The 17,615-nt window shown below is 73.2% G+C and carries 18 protein-coding genes; 9 read left to right on the top strand and 9 right to left on the bottom strand.

Annotated features, from left to right (window positions below; all coding sequences use genetic code 11):
* Positions 1–6: 6 nt before the first annotated feature.
* Positions 7–921: a HipA family kinase gene (locus IG88_RS0105285; protein WP_031035514.1), complete on the bottom strand. Its 915-nt coding sequence runs from the start codon at positions 919–921 to the stop codon at positions 7–9.
* 34 nt (positions 922–955) lie between these two features.
* Entirely contained in the window at positions 956–1,390 is a 435-nt protein-coding gene (locus IG88_RS0105280; protein ID WP_031035511.1) for an ATP-binding protein, read from the bottom strand.
* 149 nt (positions 1,391–1,539) lie between these two features.
* On the opposite strand from IG88_RS0105280, the gene IG88_RS0105275 reads away from it, so the two are divergent.
* Positions 1,540–2,382, top strand: coding sequence for a helix-turn-helix domain-containing protein (locus IG88_RS0105275; protein WP_031035510.1), 843 nt, complete (start codon positions 1,540–1,542; stop codon positions 2,380–2,382).
* Complete coding sequence (locus IG88_RS0105270) at positions 2,379–2,624, top strand: DUF397 domain-containing protein (RefSeq protein WP_031035508.1); 246 nt, start codon at positions 2,379–2,381, stop codon at positions 2,622–2,624. The genes IG88_RS0105275 and IG88_RS0105270 overlap by 4 nt, the downstream gene beginning before the upstream one ends.
* Positions 2,625–2,661: 37 nt before the next feature.
* Here IG88_RS0105270 and IG88_RS0105265 read toward each other — a convergent pair whose 3' ends face one another.
* Entirely contained in the window at positions 2,662–3,327 is a 666-nt protein-coding gene (locus tag IG88_RS0105265; RefSeq protein ID WP_031035505.1) for a maleylpyruvate isomerase family mycothiol-dependent enzyme, read from the bottom strand.
* An 86-nt stretch (positions 3,328–3,413) separates the two neighbouring features.
* Positions 3,414–4,943, bottom strand: coding sequence for an IucA/IucC family protein (locus IG88_RS0105260; RefSeq protein ID WP_031035503.1), 1,530 nt, complete (start codon positions 4,941–4,943; stop codon positions 3,414–3,416).
* Between the two features lie 160 nt (positions 4,944–5,103).
* Here IG88_RS0105260 and IG88_RS0105250 point away from each other — a divergent pair, with 160 nt between their 5' ends.
* From IG88_RS0105250 to IG88_RS0105240, 3 genes are all read left to right on the top strand, one after another.
* Complete coding sequence (locus tag IG88_RS0105250; RefSeq protein ID WP_031035500.1) at positions 5,104–6,621, top strand: IucA/IucC family protein; 1,518 nt, start codon at positions 5,104–5,106, stop codon at positions 6,619–6,621.
* A 62-nt stretch (positions 6,622–6,683) separates the two neighbouring features.
* Positions 6,684–7,949, top strand: coding sequence for a VWA domain-containing protein (locus tag IG88_RS0105245; RefSeq protein ID WP_031035499.1), 1,266 nt, complete (start codon positions 6,684–6,686; stop codon positions 7,947–7,949).
* A complete protein-coding gene (locus IG88_RS0105240; protein WP_031035497.1) occupies positions 7,949–8,755 on the top strand; it encodes a hypothetical protein in 807 nt (268 codons plus the stop codon). Before IG88_RS0105245 ends, IG88_RS0105240 begins: the two co-directional genes overlap by 1 nt.
* Positions 8,756–8,810: 55 nt before the next feature.
* On the opposite strand, the gene IG88_RS0105235 is transcribed toward IG88_RS0105240, so the two are convergent.
* Positions 8,811–9,467: a winged helix-turn-helix transcriptional regulator gene (locus tag IG88_RS0105235; RefSeq protein WP_031035495.1), complete on the bottom strand. Its 657-nt coding sequence runs from the start codon at positions 9,465–9,467 to the stop codon at positions 8,811–8,813.
* A gap of 87 nt (positions 9,468–9,554) precedes the next feature.
* On the opposite strand from IG88_RS0105235, the gene IG88_RS0105230 reads away from it, so the two are divergent.
* Positions 9,555–10,763, top strand: coding sequence for a pyridoxal phosphate-dependent aminotransferase (locus IG88_RS0105230; protein WP_031035492.1), 1,209 nt, complete (start codon positions 9,555–9,557; stop codon positions 10,761–10,763).
* A gap of 19 nt (positions 10,764–10,782) precedes the next feature.
* Here the strand turns inward: IG88_RS0105230 and IG88_RS38355 are convergent, their stop codons facing one another.
* Positions 10,783–11,130, bottom strand: coding sequence for a hypothetical protein (locus IG88_RS38355; protein WP_158853775.1), 348 nt, complete (start codon positions 11,128–11,130; stop codon positions 10,783–10,785).
* An 84-nt stretch (positions 11,131–11,214) separates the two neighbouring features.
* Here IG88_RS38355 and IG88_RS0105220 point away from each other — a divergent pair, with 84 nt between their 5' ends.
* Genes IG88_RS0105220 through IG88_RS0105210 form a run of 3 tightly spaced genes read left to right on the top strand, consistent with a single transcriptional unit; the run spans position 11,215 to position 12,992 of the window.
* Complete coding sequence (locus IG88_RS0105220) at positions 11,215–11,814, top strand: histidine phosphatase family protein (protein WP_031035487.1); 600 nt, start codon at positions 11,215–11,217, stop codon at positions 11,812–11,814.
* Positions 11,815–11,867: 53 nt separating this feature from the next.
* Entirely contained in the window at positions 11,868–12,515 is a 648-nt protein-coding gene (locus tag IG88_RS0105215) for a hypothetical protein (RefSeq protein WP_031035484.1), read from the top strand.
* 54 nt (positions 12,516–12,569) lie between these two features.
* Positions 12,570–12,992, top strand: a complete 423-nt coding sequence (locus IG88_RS0105210) for an acyl-CoA thioesterase (RefSeq protein ID WP_031035482.1) — start codon at positions 12,570–12,572, stop codon at positions 12,990–12,992.
* 35 nt (positions 12,993–13,027) lie between these two features.
* On the opposite strand, the gene IG88_RS0105205 is transcribed toward IG88_RS0105210, so the two are convergent.
* The 3 genes from IG88_RS0105205 to IG88_RS0105195 form a co-directional block, all read right to left on the bottom strand.
* Complete coding sequence (locus IG88_RS0105205; protein WP_031035480.1) at positions 13,028–14,416, bottom strand: nucleobase:cation symporter-2 family protein; 1,389 nt, start codon at positions 14,414–14,416, stop codon at positions 13,028–13,030.
* A 266-nt stretch (positions 14,417–14,682) separates the two neighbouring features.
* Entirely contained in the window at positions 14,683–16,098 is a 1,416-nt protein-coding gene (locus IG88_RS0105200) for an 8-oxoguanine deaminase (protein ID WP_031035478.1), read from the bottom strand.
* Positions 16,099–16,170: 72 nt separating this feature from the next.
* Positions 16,171–17,610, bottom strand: coding sequence for a nucleobase:cation symporter-2 family protein (locus IG88_RS0105195; protein WP_031035477.1), 1,440 nt, complete (start codon positions 17,608–17,610; stop codon positions 16,171–16,173).
* Positions 17,611–17,615: the final 5 nt, after the last annotated feature.

Below are 17,615 nucleotides of genomic sequence, written 5' to 3'. Positions count from 1 at the left end.
CGCGTGTCAGCCCAGGTGCACGGACCAGTCCTGCTCGGCGGGCGGTTTGCCGTGCAGGTCGGGGACCCGCTTGAGCCAGTCCGGCCGCCCCCGCCGGGTGCGCGCCGCGCGGGCGGCGTTCTCGGCGGCGAGTTCCGCACGGCTCGGGAAGCCGGTGGGCAGCCACTGGCGGGAGGCCCGCACGCGCGCGTGCAGGTAGTCCACGTAGGCGGCGCGCACCTTCTCCGGCGTGTCGAGGTCGCCCTCGCAGGTCAGCCAGGCCCCCGGCACCCGGTCCACCACCTCGCGCAGCAGCTCCCGGGTCACCTTCGGCGCCAGTTCGGCGTCGGCGGCCGGGAGGTCGGGCGCGTAGTGGCCGAGGGCGTGGTGGCGGAAGTCGTACGCCTTCTCCGGCGGGGAGGCGCCCCAGCGGTGGTGGAAGACGAGCGCCGCGCCGTGGTCGATCAGCCACAGGCGCGGGGGCGCGGTGCCGCGGGTGGGCCAGACCATGAGGTTGGAGCTGTGCACGGTCCGGTCGACGTTCACCGTGAGCGCGTCCAGCCAGACGACGCGCCCGGCCTCCCGCGCGTCCACCGGGAACACCTCGGCGACCTCGGGCGTGAAGTCGGCACCGCCCGACAGGTAGTCCATGCCGAGGTTGAGCCCCGCGCTGGCGTGCAGCAGGTCCCGCACTTCCTGGTGCGGCTCGGCCTCGGCGATCGCCGGGTCGAAGTGCGCGAGCACCAGATCCGGCACCCGCAGCCCCAGCTCCCGGGCCAGCTCCCCCACGACCACCTCGGCGACCAGCGCCTTTCGGCCCTGCGCGGAGCCGGTGAACTTCAGGACGTAGGTGCCGAGGTCGTCGGCCTCGACGACGGCGGGCACGGAGCCGCCGGAACGCAGGGGTTCGACGTAGCGGGTGGCTACGACCTCTTTCAACATCGCCTCGGGCATGGGACGAGCATATGGCCGGTGGTCACCGGGCCCGCAGATCCAGTTCCGCGCGGACCGTCTTGCCGACCGGGACGCGGTCGAACACGCCCCACCGGTCGGCCAGCGCCTCCACGAGCAGCAGCCCCCGCCCGTACTCGGCCTCCGGCGCCACCGTGACGGTCGGGCGGCGCTCCCCGCGGGCGTCGGAGACGTCGATCCGCAGCGTGTACGCGTCGAGCCGCAGCCCCACCTCGATGTCCCGCCCCGGCACCCGCCCGTGCGTCACGGCGTTCGCCGCCAGCTCCGCGACGAGCAGCGCCGCCGTGTCCGACACCGCCGATCCGTACGGGACACCCCAGGTGTCCAGGCGGTGCAGGACGAGATGCCGGGCCAGTCGCGCACCGCGCGGAGTGGAGCTGAACCGCTGCACGAACACACGCGCGGTGACCGGGAGTCGGGGGGTGGAGGCTGGTCTCATGCCGCCCATCCCACCTGCGGCGACGCCGTCCCACCAGATCAGCGACCGGTACGCACGGTGAGCGTACGGGTGCGGACGGTGGACAGTAGGAGTAACCGTCCGTGACCATGGCCTCGTTGAACGGGTGTGACGGGTGGGAGGTGTCCCGGATGACGGACGGTACGGGCGGCGCGGGTGAACCGGAGGCGTCGGACAGCCTCAAGGCGTTCGGCGAGGTAGTCAAGGCCTTCCGCAAACGGGCGGGGCTGACCCAGGAGGAGTTCGCGCCACGGGTGCGGTACTCGGTGCCGACGGTGGCCTCCATCGAGCAGGGGCGGCGGTTCCCTCCGGGGGACTTCGTGACCCGAGCCGAGGAGGTCCTCGAAGCGTTCGGCGCGCTGCGAGGTGCGGCACGGCATCTGTCGCGGCAACCGGGACTGGCGAGCTGGTTCCGCCAGTGGGCACGGTTCGAGGCGGAGGCGGTGAGTCTGTACACGTATGAATGCCGGGTGGTTCCGGGTCTGTTGCAGACGGAGGGGTATGCGCGGGCGGTGTCATTCAGCGTGCCGCCGCTGCCCGACGAGAAGGAGATGAACGACCGGATCGCGGCGCGCATGGCCCGGCACGAACTGCTGGCGACGAGCCGGACGCCTCCGACGGCTTTCAGCTTCATCGTGGAGCAGGCGGTCCTGGAACGCGGCACCGGCGGCGAAGAGGTGACGCGCGATCTGTACGACCACCTGCTGGGTGTGGTGGAGCGACACTGGAACGTGGAGTTCCAACTAATGCCGCTGCGCCAGCCGGTGCACGCAGGGCTGGACGGTCCGATGCAGTTGGCGGAGACGCCGGACAACCAGTGGTTCGGATACTCGGAGGGGCAGGAGAACGGACGGCTGATCACTGACCGGAAAGAGATCAGCCGACTCCACCAGCGCTATGCCAGGATGCGTTCACAGGCCCTGACGCCCGAGGACTCCGTGGGCCTGTTGAAGCGAATGCGAGGATCGCTATGAGCTCACCCGAACTGGCCTGGTTCAAGAGCAGCTACAGCAGTGGCAGTGACGGCGACTGCGTCGAGGTGGCCCTGTCCTGGCACAAGTCCAGCTACAGCAGCGGCAGTCAGGGCGACTGCGTCGAGGTGGCGTCCTGCCCCGGCACCGTCCACGTCCGTGACTCCAAGGCGCCGCACGGCAACCGGCTCGCCGTCTCCCCGGACGCCTGGACCCGCTTCCTCACGTACACCGCCGGGTCCTGAGCGACCCGCCCCGGAGCCGTCCCGGGGCGGGCCACACTCATACCGCCCCGCAGCGGCCGCGCAGCAGTTCCACGCCCTCGCCCTCCAGGTCGTCGCAGTACACCTCGCGGCCGGTCATGGCCATCACCAGGGCCATGGTCGGGCCGGACACCACGGGCCCGGAACCGGTCGTGAACGTGCCGTCGGTCGCGGTGAGCCGCAGCCCCGCGATCCGCTTCCTGGCGACGACCACCATGTCCGAGCCCTGGTAGTACTCGGCCACCCGCGTGATCACGTCGATCGGGTGGGCCCGGTGGATGCCCAGCGGACGCCGGATGTCCTCGCCGTGCACGAGTGTCTCGCCCAGCATGGCGATGGGCGGCAGGGGCGGCTTGGTCGTGCTCGACACCACCCGCCGGAACCGCTCCAGGGTCTCGGCCGGGTCCGCGCCCAACTGCTCGGCCAGCCGCACGGCCACCTGCTTGTCGAAGTCGAACCGGCAGCGGATCACCCCCGCCAGCCAGCGGACCGTGTTGAGGCTCGCGCCCGCCGTGAGGTGGGCCAGGACCTCGCGCACGGTCAGGCCGCGGCACAGCGACGGCGTCGTCCACTGCTCCTCGGTCAGCTTCTCCAGGTCGGCCGCGAGCGCCGCGCGCTCCGTACGGATCGAGGGCCAGACACCGGCCGCGCGGTCTCGTCCGGCGGTCGGCTTCGGGTCGGTCATGCGGGGAGATCTCCTGTCACGAGTCGGGGGTCGAACGCCCCTGAGACTCTCGCCGGTGCGCGAACTCATCGCACCCGCCGCGCCGTTCACGCCCCGCGCAGTGGGTTGGCCAGCGGCCGGTAGCGGGCGGCGGCGCCGTCCGCGCCGGTCCAGCGGAGCAGGAGGTTGGTCTTGGCGGGGAGCGTGGGGGCGGTGAGCAGGGCGGGGATCTCGGGGAGGTCGTGGCGGGCCAGGGCACGGCGGACGGCGGGCCAGGGGTCGAGGCCGGGGTGGTGTTCGGCGAGGGCGGCGGCGACCTCGTACAGGTGGTTGACGACCAGGCAGTAGACCAGGCGCTCCCAGCCGGCCGCCCGGGGTGTGTCCGGCAGCAGTTTGACGCCCTCCGCGTCCCGGAAGAGCGCCTGGACGGGGGTGCCGTCCGCGTCCACGGCGACCAGGGTGTTCTGGAGGTGTGCCTCCAGGACGACGCCGTCGTCGGCGAAGGCGGTCAGGACCGGCGGGACGACGGCGGCGAGGTACGCCTCCCACCAGGCCGCCGGGTCCGGGGCGGCCGCCAGCGGGCTGCCGGGGAAGCCCTCCACGAGCGCGGCGGCCAGCAGCGGGGTCGCGCCGGGCAGGAGGTGCCCGCGCACTCCGTCGCGGACGACCACGGCCAGCTCCTCGAAGGCGAAGTCCGCGGTGCGGTGGCCGCGGTCGCCCAGCCACGCGGCGGGGGGCGGGAGGGAGGCGAACGCCTCGGTGACCGCCGTGTCGGTGCGGCGCAGCCGCATGAGGTCGTGGCGCCACAGTCGGCGGATGTCGTTGGTGATGCGCACGTCCAGGCTGAACTTGAGGAACAGGTCCTGTCCCGGCAGGTGTTCGGGCGCGTACACGGTACGGATGGCGGCCGTCGGCCAGACGAAGAAGCCGGTCGTGCCCACCCGGACGAGACGGCCGTCGGCGAAGGCGGGGGCGAGGGCCGGGGCCGTCAGCTCAAGCTGCCAGGGGTGGGCGGGCAGCAGGCGGTAGCCGGGCGGGGCCTTGCCGAGGGCGTCCAGGGCGGCGGTGTCGCCCTCCTCGACGACGGTGTCCTCGCGCACGCCGAGCAGCACCAGCGGGAAGCGAGCGTACGCCTCGGGCGCGTACGGCAGCCACCCGGCCTGCGGGCCGCCGCCGCGCGCCTTGGGGGCGGGGTGGTGGGTGTGGCCGGTGAGCAGCGACTGCTCGGAGCGGAGGTAGGGGTCCGCGGGCGGGGTGGCACGCGCGCGTGCCGTCAGCAGCGCGGCGACCGCGTCGCGGCTGTCGGTGATCTCGGTGGGCAGCTCGTGATTGGGCACGCCGGTGTGCCGCCGCAGTGCCTCGGCGACGATCTTGACCAGTTCGGCGTGGTCGACGCGGTGCCAGCCGTCCGCCGCGCGGACCTCCGGCTCGGCGGGCCTGCGCCCCTGCCGCACCCGCAGCAGCCTGCCGCCGGGCAGCCGGTAGACGGGGCGGACGCCGGGGCCGGGGAGCGGTTCGGCCACCTCGCGCAGCAGGCAGTTGAGCAGCGGTACGGCCGCGTACGCGTCGGCGCGCCGCGCCGCGTCGTCCCGGGAGTCGGCGCCGGCGGGCGGGGGCAGGAGATCCACGCGTTCCACTCGTTCCCTACGGTCGGTCGATGGCGGAGAGGAGGACGGAGACGATCAGGACGATCAGTATGTCCCTGGCCGTGCGAGCGGTCGTGCCGCTCGCCCTGACCGCCGTGCGCCCTCCGCCGTGCCGCCGTGCCACCCGTACCCGTACCCGAGGAGCCAGCCCGTGCACCGTCCCCCCAGTGCGGCGTCCGAGGTCGCCGAGGATCTGGCGGCCGTCCGTCCCGGTCTGGTCGACCGGTTCACGGCCGAGCTGCCCGGCGGCCGTGCGGCCGTGCTGACCCGGCTGTGGCGCGCCCTCGTCTTCGAACCGCTGCCCTGGATCGAGGGCCGGGAGCGGGCCGGGGACACGGTCGTCCTGCGCCTGCGGGACGGCCGCCGGCTGACCGGCCCGGCCGCCGATCCGTACCGCACGGACGCGTACGTCCCGGTCGTACGGCTGGACGAGGCCGCTTACGACGACCCGGAGCGGCTGATGACCGACCTGGCCGTACCGCACTCGGCGGCCTTCGCGGGCGAACTCGGCCACAGCGCGGCGTCGTTGGCACTGTCGCGGGCGGGGCAGCCCCGGGCGGGAGCGCGGGGGAATCACCCGGACGAGTGGCCGGACAGCGACTGGGGCTGGGAGCGGCGGGTGGTCGACGGGCATCCGTACCACCCCGGCTGCCGTGCCCGGCCGGGCTTCTCGGTGACGGAGCAACTGGCGTACGGGCCCGAGCACGGGCCGGTGGTGGGGCTGGGGCTGGTGCCGGTCGCGGCGGCGGAGTGCCTGGTGGCGGGGGCGTGGCCGCGGGAGCTTCGGGACGGGGAGCGGGTGCTGGTCCCGGTGCATCCGTGGCAGGCGGCCCATGTGCTCGGCCGGCCCTGCCCGGCGTGGCGCGACGCGCGTCCGCTGATGCCCCTGCGGACCCTCGCCGTGCCCGGCGGCCCGCACGTCAAGACCGCGCTGAGCGCGCGGCTGACCTCCTCGGTGCGGGACATCTCCGTCGCCTCGGTCGCCGCGTCGGCGGACCTGTCGTCGTTCGGGGAGGACCTGGCGGCGCGCACGGACGGCCTGCTCCACGTGACCCGTACGCTGGGCGCGGCCACGGCCCACTCCCCCGATCTCGCGGCCGTGCTGCGCGAGTCGCCGCGGGTGTACGCGGGGCCGGGCGAGCACGTGGTCCCGGTGGCGGCGCTGGCCACCACCGGACTGCCCCGTTCCCCCGAGTGGTCGGCGGCCTTCGCCCGTCTCGCCCTCACGGTCGGGCTGCGCGCGCTGGAGCTGGGTGTGGCCCTGGAGGCGCACGGCCAGAACCTGCTGGTGGTGCTGTCCGCCGCGGGCGCTCCCCTGCGTCTGGTCTACCGCGACCTGGCCGACATCCGTGTCTCGCCGGCCCGGCTGGCCCGGCACGGCATCGCGGTTCCCGACCTGCCCGACCGGGTGCTGACCGACGAACCCGTGGCGCTGCGGCGGAAGTTGTTCGGATCGCTGGTGGGCGGCGCGCTGGCGGCGACGGCCGGTTCTGGTCCGGCGTTGCGCAAGGTCCTGGAGGCGGCGGTGCCCGAACTCCCGGACACGGGCGACCTCGTGGCCCTGCGCGAGGGGCCACTGCCGGTGAAGGCGCTGACGCTGATGCGGACTTCGCCGCAGGCGCCCGGGGATCTGTGGACGGAGCTGCCCAATCCCCTGCGGTACGGGTGACGTCGCGGTGTCCGCGCGGTCTCGTTTTGGAGCGCGGCGCCACTGATCAATAGGATCCGCCGATGATCACAAGAACACGGCTGGCGGCGGGTGCCTGTGCCCTGCTCGCCGCGCTGGCGGCCGGGATGGCGTTCCCGGCCGGGGCGGTCGCCGGTGAACCCACGGGTGAGGACGCGCCGAAGGTCGACCTCGTGCTCGACGTCAGCGGTTCGATGCGGACCCGGGACATCGACGGCGGCACGCGCATGGCCGCGGCGAAGCAGGCGTTCAACGAGGTGCTCGACGCGACACCGGAAGAGGTGCAGCTCGGCATCCGCACGCTGGGCGCCGACTACCCGGGCGACGACCGCAAGACCGGCTGCAAGGACACCGCGCAGCTCTATCCGGTGGGCCCGCTGGACCGCACCGAGGCGAAGACCGCGGTGGCCACCCTCTCGCCCACCGGGTGGACGCCGATCGGCCCCGCGCTGCTGAAGGCGGCCGACGACCTCGACGGCGGCGACGGCACCAAGCGGATCGTGCTGATCAGCGACGGCGAGGACACCTGCGCCCCGCTCGACCCGTGCGAGGTGGCCCGCGAGATCGCCGCCAAGGGCATCGGGATCACGATCGACACGCTGGGCCTGGTCCCCAACACCAAGCTGCGCCGGCAGCTCAGTTGCATCGCCGAGGCGACCGGCGGCACCTACACCTCGGTCGAGCACGCGGACGAACTGACCGACAAAGTCAACCAGTTGGTGGACCGGGCGGCCGACCCCGTGGTGACGCCGGTCGCCACCGAGGGCGCCGACGCGTGCGCGAAGGCACCGACGCTGAAGTCCGGGCTGTACACCGACCGCGAGGAGTTCGGGCAGCAGCGCTGGTACCGGGTGGACGTGGAACCGGGCCAGGAGCTGCGCGCCTCCGTGAGCGTGGGCGCCGACCGGGCCGTGAACCCGTCCTACGGGGTGCTGCTGCGCGCGGTGACGGTCCACGGCCGGGAGATCGTGCGCGGCGAGGCGGCGGGCAACGGCCGTACCGACGTGCTCTCGACGGGCCTGCGCTACCCGAAGGCGGAGAGCGACGAGGAGGACGCCCCGGCCGAGACCGTGTGCCTCCAGGTCACCAACTCCTTCTCCGTCGCCTCCGGGGTGAAGACCACGCCCGGTCTGCCGCTGGAGCTGACCGTCGACGTCGTGGACGGTCCGAACGACTCCGCCGACGTGGCCGCCTTCGGCCTCGGGCGCGGCTGGTGGCTGCTCGGCCTGCTGGTGCTGGTCGGCTTCGTCGCCGGTCTGCTGTGGGGCTGGCTCTCGCGCTGGCGGTTCGCGATCTGGAGGACCAACTGATGCGTTTCACCCGAGCGTTGAGCGCGGCCGTCGTGCTGCTCGGCCTCGCCGCGGCTCCCGCGGCGGCCGACGCCTCGCCCTCCGCGAGCCCGTCCGGGGACGGTGACGCGCCGACCACGGCGGGCACGTCCTTCCGCACGGCCGCCGAGTTCGAGCAGGGGCAGACGGCCACGGCGAACGGCGCCGCGGGCGACTACCTGTACTGGTCGTTCCCCGCCGACGCGGAGCAGCGTCCCACCGTGAAGGCCACGGTGAAGCTGCCCGAGACGCACGCCGCCCAGACCTGGCGGGTCGACGTGTACGACGGTCTGCGCCGCCGCCAGGCCTGCCAGTGGGGCGCCCAGACCCGCACCGCGGACGCGGGCACCTCCTCCCTGGAGCTGGCCTGCGTCCTGCGCACCGTGCGCGCCTGGTCCGAGCCGTGGTCCAACGACCCGCTGCCGGGCACGTACTACCTCCGGCTGACGGCGGTGAACGTGCCGGCCTCCGACCTCGGCATGCCGGTCTCCACCGAGGTCCGGGTGGAGTCCAAGGACATCGGCGGTGCCGCGGCGGTGGACGGTTCGCTGGCCGAGCCGCTGGTGCCGGGCATCGCGGTGACCTCCGGCGGCGGCAAGGGCGACGAGGACGGCAAGAGCGCCGTCCTGTCCGCCATCGAGCCGGAGGACGGCTGGTCGTCGGGCTGGTGGTCCGACCGCTGGGTGTGGAGCGGGATCGGGGCCGTGCTGGCCGCGCTCGCGGGCATCGGCGGATACGCGCTGACCCGTGGTTCGGGACGGCCGTCCCGGGTGCCGCCCGGCGTCTGACGCGTCGTCGGAACCGTCTCACCGGGAGGCCCGCTTCGGCGGGCCTCCCGCCGTTTCAGCCCTCCCTGAGCGCCTTGGCCGCGGCGCCGTCGCCGGTGACGACGACACGGCCGTCGCGCACCGCGTCCCGCAGTCCCGTCCCGCCCCGGCCGAGGGCGGCGCAGGTGTCGGCGTCCAGCACGAGCCGGGCGTCGGGCTCCCCGGGCGCGGGCCCGTCGCCGTACACCGGACGGGCCTCCCCCTCGGCAACGGCATCGGCGTACAGGTGGAAGTCCCCCTCCGCCAGCCGGACTTCGACGAGTCCCCCGGTCACCCCGGCCTCCCGCAGGGCCCGCAGCAGCGGCAGCGCGAACCAGTGCGCCCGCACGGCGTCCGTGGGCCGCCGCTCCCCCAGCTCGCCCGCGCCCCACGCTCCGAGCGCCTCCAGGACGGGCAGCAGGCCGCGCCCCCGCGCGGTGAGTTCGTAGACGTACGCCGCGCCCGGCGGGGGCAGCCGCCGCCGGGTCGTCAGCCCGTCGCGCTCCATGTCCCTCAGCCGCGAGGCGAGGACGTCCGTGCTGACGCCGGGCAGGTCGGCGTGCAGGTCGGTGTAGCGCCGCGGACCGGCGAGCAGCTCCCGGACGATCAGCAGGGTCCATCGGTCGCCGACGGCGTCGAGCGCGCGGGCGGCGGAACAGTACTGGTCGTAGCTACGGCGAGGACGAGGTGACATGCGACGCAGTGTAGACAGGTTGTTGGACTTTCCAAGCTGCTACTTGGTAAAACCAAGCAACATCAGATTCCGGAGGGGAAGCCGCGCATGGAGTTCCGGCAGTCGAACAAGCTCAGCGAGGTCTGTTACGAGATCCGCGGCCCGGTCATCGAGCACGCCAACGCGCTGGAGGAGGCGGGCCACAGCGTCCTGCGCCTCAACACCGGCAACCCGGCCCTCTTCGGCTTCGAGGCACCCGAGGAGATCGTCCAGGACATGATCCGGATGCTGCCGCAGGCGCACGGCTACACGGACTCGCGCGGCATCCTCTCCGCCCGCCGGGCCGTCGCCCAGCGCTACCAGGCGCTCGGCCTGGAGGTCGACGTGGACGACGTCTACCTGGGCAACGGCGTCTCGGAGCTGATCTCCATGGCCGTCCAGGCCCTGCTGGAGGACGGCGACGAGGTGCTGATCCCCGCCCCCGACTTCCCCCTCTGGACGGCGGTGACCACCCTCGCCGGCGGCAAGGCGGTGCACTACCTCTGCGACGAGCAGGCGGAATGGTACCCGGACCTGGCCGACATGGAGTCGAAGATCACCGACCGCACCAAGGCGGTCGTGATCATCAACCCCAACAACCCCACCGGCGCCGTATACCCCAAGGAGATCGTCGAGGGCATCCTCGACCTCGCCCGCCGGCACGGCCTGATGGTCCTCGCCGACGAGATCTACGACCAGATCCTGTACGACGACGCGGTGCACCACTCGGCCGCGGCCCTCGCCCCGGACCTGGTGGTGCTGACCTTCTGCGGCCTGTCCAAGACCTACCGGGTGGCGGGCTTCCGCTCCGGCTGGCTGGTGGTGACCGGGCCCAGGCAGCACGCCAAGGACTACCTGGAGGGCCTGACCATGCTGGCCTCCATGCGCCTGTGCGCCAACGCGCCCGCCCAGTACGCCATCCAGGCCGCGCTCGGCGGCCGCCAGTCCATCCGCGAGCTGACCGCTCCCGGCGGGCGGCTGCGCGAACAGCGGGACGTGGCCTGGGAGAAGCTCAACGAGATCCCCGGCATCTCCTGCGTCCGCCCCAAGGGCGCCCTGTACGCCTTCCCGCGCATCGACCCGGCCGTCCACAAGATCCACGACGACGAGCGCTTCGTCCTGGACCTGCTGCTCAGGGAGAAGATCCAGGTGGTGCAGGGAACGGGCTTCAACTGGCCCTCCCCCGACCACTTCCGCATCCTGACACTGCCCCACGCGGAGGACCTGGAGGCGGCGATCGGCCGCATCGGGCGGTTCCTGAGCGGGTACCGCCAGTAGGCCGCCGCCCCCGAGCCCTTCAGAAGCGGGCCAGGATCTGCCGGACCGGGTGGCCGAGCGCCTCGGCGACCCGGGCGAGTTCCCTTCCGTCCAGCCACCCCCGCTCCGGGTACAGCACGTCGATCTCGAACCGGGCGAAGCCGCACGGCCAGTCGTACACCAGGTCGTTGAGGGAGGTCTCGGCCCCGCAGTAGGGCGGCGCGGTGCCCAGCGTGGTGAGCCCTCCTCCTCCCGGAGCGTCACCTCCCGTCCCCACCACCGCCGGCTCAGTTCCGCCCCGCACCCCGGGCAGCCGATGCCAGACGGCCTCCTCCTCTCCGCCTCCGGAAGGAGAGCGGTCACGACCGCCGTGGTAGTCGTCGCTCACGGGGTTCACTGAAGCAGACGCCGCTGACAGAGCAGGCGCCGCTGACAGAGGGCCGGGGCGAACGGCCCGCCGTAGCCTGGAGGCATGGGTGATCTTTTTCTGGTTCGGCACGGTGAGACCGAGTGGTCGCGATCCGGGCGGCACACCGGGCTGACGGACGTTCCGCTGACCGAGAAGGGGCGGGAGCAGGCGCGGAGCCTGGTGCCCCTGATCCGGTCCCACCGCATCGGGGCCGCCTTCGTTAGCCCCTTCCAGCGGGCCCGGGAGACGGCCGAGCTGATCGGGCTGCACGAGGTGCGCATCGAGCCGGACCTGCACGAGTGGGACTACGGCGGCTACGAGGGGATCACGACCGTCGAGATCCACCGGACCCGTCCGGACTGGTTCCTGTTCACGGACGGGGTCGCGCCCGGGCCGCCGGACCACCCCGGGGAGACGCCCGAGCAGGTGGGTGAGCGGGCCGACCGGGTGCTGGCCACGGTGGAGGCCGCGTTCGCCGACACCGAGGGGTGCGTGGTGCTGGTGGCGCACGGGCACTTCCTGCGTGTGCTGACCGCCCGGCACCTGGGCCTCCCGGCATCGCACGGGGCGCTGTTCCAGCTCGGCACGGGCACGCTGTGCCGGCTGGGCACCGAGCACGGGCGGCCGGTGATCGCCGCCTGGAATGTCAGACCCCCGTCGTAGTCTTCGAAGGCGTGACCGATGGAAGGCGCGACCGACGGGGAAGGAGGGACGCCGTGGCACTGTCGCCCACCGCCGCGCAGCGGCGGATCATCGACGCCGCCGATCCCGTCACCGGGCGTCTGAGGGGCGCGGAGGCGCAGCTCACGGCGCTGGTGAAGCGCGGGCTCGCCTTCCGGCATCCGCGCCCGCCGCACGACCACTTCCTGACCCCGGCCGGGCACCGGATACGGGAGGGGGCTTCCGGGGCGGACGAGGCGCCCCGGGTCGCCGAACCGGCCGCACCGGCGGCCGACGGCGTGTTCGCCGCACGGGTCGGCGGCGAGGACCCGGCGCCGCCGAGCGGTCCGGCGCGGCTGCGCGAGGTGCGGAGCGCCTGGCAGGGGCTGCTGGAGCTGCGCCGGATGACGCATCCGGACGGCAGCACGGACCGGCCCTGCGCCTGGGAGCGCTCACATCTCGTGCGGGCCGCGGCGCTCGCCCTGGAGGCGGCCGGGCACACTCCGGCGACGGGCGCGGACGGCTCGCCCGGTTATCGGGTGCGCGCGACACCGCAGCCCGAGGCGGTCGCGGTGTACGAACCCGACGGCACCGCGCTCCGGGGCTGCGCGGCCACGCTGGAGCGGGCGGGCTGGCAGGTCGGCGAGCACACCGAGCCGCGCACCCGGACCCGGTATCTGCTGGCCTCCCCGCGGAAGGTGTGACGCCCGCATGCCAGGATCGGTCCGTCCGTCCACGTGGGAAGAGAGGCAGCAGCGGTGAGCGAGCCGTTTTCCGTACCGGTGACCGTCCGCGGGTACGAGACCGACACCCAGGGCCACCTGAACCAGTCGGTGTACCTCAACTACGCGGAGCACGCCCGCTGGTCGCTGCTCCAGGCCGCCGGGATCAGCCAGGCCCGGCTGGTCGCGGGCGGGGTCGGGCCGGTGGTGCTGGAGACCACCGTCCGGTTCCGGCGCGAGCTGCTCGCCGGGGACGAGGTCTCGGTGTCCTGCGCCTTCGAGTGGGGCGAGGGCAAGACCTTCCGGGTCCGGCAGGTCGTCACCAAGGCCGACGGCACCGTCGCCGCCGAGGTCGAGGCCGTCGGCGGACTGATGGACCTGACCGGGCGCAGACTGGTGCCCGATCCGCGCCGGCACTTCAAGGAACTGGCGACGGAGCCGGGCCTGTTCGGTCTGTAGGCCCGGCCCCGCCGCCATGGTCACGGTCCCCGGCGTTACGGCGTCGCCGCCGCCCGGGACGACTCGGAGATCTCGTCGCCCGCCTCCATCGGGTGGGTGACGTCCTCCGCGTCGCGTTGCCGGCCGCCGATGTGGTTGAAGACCAGGTTGAGCAGGACCGCGGCCACACATCCGGTGGAGATGCCCGAGTCGAGGATGATCCGCGCGTTCTCCGGGAACGAGTGGTAGAACTCCGGCGCCGCGATCGGGATGATGCCGACGGCCAGGGACACGGCCACGATCAGGACGTTGTTGTCCTTGTCCAGGCTCGCCCGGACCAGGGTCTGGATGCCGCTGGCGGCGACCGAGCCGAAGAGGACCACGCCGGCGCCGCCCAGGACCGGGCGGGGGACGACGGCGATGAGCGAGGCGGCCATCGGACACAGGCCCATCAGGACCAGGAAGCCGCCGCCGGTGGCGACGACGAAGCGGCTGCGGATCCTCGTCATCGCGACCAGGCCGATGTTCTGGGCGAAGGCGCTGCACATGAAGCCGTTGAAGACCGGGCTGAGGGCCGAGCCCAGGGTGTCGGCGCGCAGGCCGGCCGCGATGGTCTTCTCGTCGGCCGGACGCTCCACGATCTCGCCGAGCGCGAGCATGTCGGCCGTGGACTCGGTCATCGAGACCACCATCACCACGCACATGGACAGGATCGCGGCGATCTGGAACTGCGGGGCGCCGAAGTGGAAGGGGGTGGGGAAGCCGACCACGTCCGCGTCCGCGACCGGGCCGAAGTCCGTGACGCCGAACGGGATGGCGACGATCGTGCCCGCGACCAGGCCGAGCAGGACGGCGATCTGCTTGACGAAGCCGCGGGTGAAGCGGCGCAGCACCAGCACGATGACGAGGGTGATCCCGGCCAGGCCGAGGTTGGTCGCCGAGCCGAAGTCGTCCGCCGTGGGGCTCGGTCCCTGCGCCCAGCCGAAGGCGACCGGCAGCAGGGACACGCCTATCAGCGTGATGACGGTGCCGGTGACGACCGGCGGGAAGAAGCGGATCGCCTTGCTGAAGAAGGGCGCGGCGAGGAAGCCGAGGATTCCGGCGACGATGACCGCGCCGAAGATGATCGGCAGTGCGTCCGCCTTGTCGTCGGTGGAGGCGACGACCGCGGTCATGGGGGCGACACCGGCGAAGGTGACGCCGTTGACGAAGGGCAGCCGGGCACCGATCTTCCAGATGCCCAGCGTCTGCAGGAAGGTGGCGAGGCCCGCGGTGAACAGGCAGGCGCCGGTGAGGAAGGTCAGCTCGGTGGCGCTCAGGCCGATGGCCGCACCGACGACCAGGGGCGGGGCCACGACCCCGGCGTACATGGCGGCCACGTGTTGCAGGCCGGTCGTCGCCATCTTCAGCGGCGGGAGTTTCTCGTCAACAGGGTGGTCGGCCACGGCGGCGTTCCTCCGGTCGGTTGCACGTCGGCTCTGACGTGGGTGTCAGGGAGGTGGTGCGGGTGGTGGTCGTGCGGGACCCGGACGGGCCGTTCGGGGAAACGGGAGACCTATCCGGGGCGCGCGCTGGGGCGCACGCCCCGGAGTCGGTCACCGTGGACCCCGCTCGGGTCCACGGTCGCCGGCCGGGAGCCGTCCCTCCCGGCCGGAGATCAAGTGGTGTTCTGTTGTGCGGGTGTTCTGTTGTGCGGGCGCCGCGCGGGGTGTCAGCCCTGCGCGGCGAGCTGTGCCAGGCGTCGTGCCTCGTCCCGGGTGGAGCGGGCGAGGGCGTCCTCGTCGACGGTGAGCAGCCTGCCGTCCTCGACGATCTGACGGCCGTTCACGAACGACGCCGTGACCGGGGCGGCGGCGCCGAAGACCAGCGCGGTCACCGGGTCGGACATGGAGGAGTGGGCGAGGGTGTCCATCCGCCACAGCACCAGGTCGGCGAGCTTGCCCGCCTCCAGGGAGCCGGTCTCGGCGGCCCGGCCGAGGACCCGGGCGCCGCCGTGGGTGCCCAGCCGCAGCGCCCTGCGGGCGTCGAGGGCGGCCTCGCGGTGGCCGCCGAGGCGGTTGATCAGCAGGGCGTTGCGCAGTTCGGTGTGCAGTTCGCCGGACTCGTTGGAGGCGGTGCCGTCGACGCCGAGGCCGACCGGGACGCCGGCGGCGAGCAGGTCGGGGACCCTGGCGATGCCCGCGGCCAGGCGGGCGTTGGAGGAGGGGCAGTGGGCGACGCCGGTGCCGGTGCGGGCGAAGGCGGCGATGTCGGAGTCGTTCATGTGGACGCAGTGCGCCATCCACACGTCCTCGCCGAGCCAGCCGGTCGACTCGAAGTAGTCGGTGGGGCCCATGCCGAACAGCTCGTGGCAGAACTTCTCCTCCTCCACCGTCTCCGAGCCGTGGGTGTGCAGCCGTACGCCGAGCCGACGGGCCAAGTCGGCGCCCTGGCGCATCAGTTCGGTGGAGACGGAGAAGGGCGAGCAGGGGGCGACGGCGACCTGGGTCATCGCGTCGAAGGAGGGGTCGTGGTGCTCCCGGACGGTGGCCTCGGTGGCGGCGAGCGCCTCGTCCAGTCCCTCCACCGCGAAGTCGGGCGGCAGGCCGCCGTCGGACTCGCCGCGGTCCATGGAGCCGCGGGCGAGGGTGAAGCGGACGCCCATGTCGCGGGCGGCGCGGACGATCGCGCCGGACAGGTCGCCGGCACCGCGCGGGTGGATGTAGTGGTGGTCCGCGGCGGTGGTGACGCCGCCGCGGGCCATCGTCGCCAGCGAGCCCTGGGCCGCCGTGCGGGCCATCTGCTCGTCGATGCGCGCCCAGGTCGGGTACAGGGCGACCAGCCAGTCGAAGAGGTTGTGGTCGGTGGCCAGGCCCCGCGTGAGCCACTGGTAGAAGTGGTGGTGGGTGTTGACCAGACCGGGGGTGACCAGGTGTCCGGTCGCGTCGATCCGGCGTACGACGTTCTCCAGGCCCTCGGGTGCCCGCCCCGCGCCGACCGACTCGATCCGGTTGCCGGCGAGGACGACATGGCCCGAGGCGTACTCGGTGTCGTGCGCGTCGACGGTCGCGACGGCGCAGTTCTCGACGACGGTGCGCTCGGGCGCCGTTGGGGCGGCGACACGGCCGGCTGCCGCTGATGCTGCCATGCTGCTTCCTTCTCTTTCTGCGCGGCCCGTGGGCGGAGGGTCGGGTGTCCACGGGGAGGGCACGGCAGGACCCTAGGAGGATTTGAGTGCCGGGGCCGCCGCGTGGCTGCTCCGGGTGCCGAGGTGGTGGAAGAACAGGTTGAGGGCGACGGCGACGATCGCCCCGGCGCTGATGCCGGAGCCCAGGACGGTCTGGGCCCAGGCGGGGAACCCGGCGTAGAAGGTCGGCGCGGCCAGCGGGATGATGCCCGCGCCCAGCGCCACAGCGACCAGGATGATGTTGGAGCTGTCGTCGAGACCGGCCTCGGCGAGGGTACGGATGCCGCTGACCGCGATCGAGCCGAACAGCACGATGCCCGCGCCGCCGAGGACCGGCATCGGCACCAGCGAGACGACCGCGCCGAGGACCGGGAAGGCGCCGAGGACGAGCAGGGCGGCGCCGGCGACGGCGACGACGTAGCGGCTGCGCACCCGGGTGAGGGAGACGACACCGACGTTCTGCGCGAAGGCGGAGGTGGGGAAGCCGCCGAAGACGGGGCCGATCAGGGTGGCGAGGCCGTCGGTGCGCAGGCCGCGGGTGATGACCTTGGCGTCGGCACGGCGGTCGCAGATCTCGCCGAGGGCGAGCATGCCGGCGGACGACTCCGTCATCAGGACCAGCATGACGATGCACAGCGACAGGATGGCCGCGGGCTGGAACTCGGGGGCGCCGAAGGCGAAGGGGGTGGGCAGGGCGGCGACCGGCGCGGAGTGCAGGGCGCCGAAGTCGGCCATGCCGAAGGGGATGGCGACCAGAGTGCCGACCAACAGGCCGAGGAGCAGCGCCACTTGCTTGACGAAGCCCTTGCCGAAGCGCTGGATGACGAGGATGACGGCGAGGGTGGAGGCGGCGAGCGCGAGGTTGCGCATCGAGCCGAAGTCCGCGGCGGCCTTGTCGCCGCCCTGGGCCCAGCCGACCGGGACGGGCATCAGCGTGACGCCGATGAGGGTGATGACGACACCCGTGACCAGCGGCGGGAAGAAGCGCAGCAGTCTGCCGAAGAACGGGCCGACGGCGAGGCAGAAGACACCGGCGACCATCACCGCGCCGTAGACGGCGGGGAGTTGGCTGCCCTTCGCGTTGGTCTCGACGATGGCGAGGATGGGCGCGATGCCGGCCGAGGAGGCGGCGTTGACGAACGGCAGGCGGTTGCCGGCGAAGCCCTTGACGCCGAGCGTCTGGAGCAGGGTGGCGACGCCCGCGATCAGCAGCGAGGCGGCGATCAGCCGGGTGCGGCCCTCGATGTCCAGGCCGCAGGCCTGGCCGATGATGAGCGGAGGAGTGACGACGCCCGCGTACATGGCGGCGATGTGCTGGAGCGCGGCGGGAACGAGCCGCGAGGGGTGGAGCTTCTCGTCCACCGGGTGCACGGACGTGACGGCGTCCTCGGTGTGCACCGGCGGGGTGGTACCGGGGCCGGCGGCCGGGGCGGAACCCCGGCCCGTGACGGGCCCTTTCGCAGGCTGTGCCATGGTGA

The sequence above is a fragment of the Streptomyces sp. NRRL F-5650 genome (assembly GCF_000721365.1).
GTDB lineage: Bacteria > Actinomycetota > Actinomycetes > Streptomycetales > Streptomycetaceae > Streptomyces > Streptomyces ardesiacus.
Note: the sequence above shows the minus strand (reverse complement) of the source record. Positions and strands in the feature narration are given on the sequence as shown.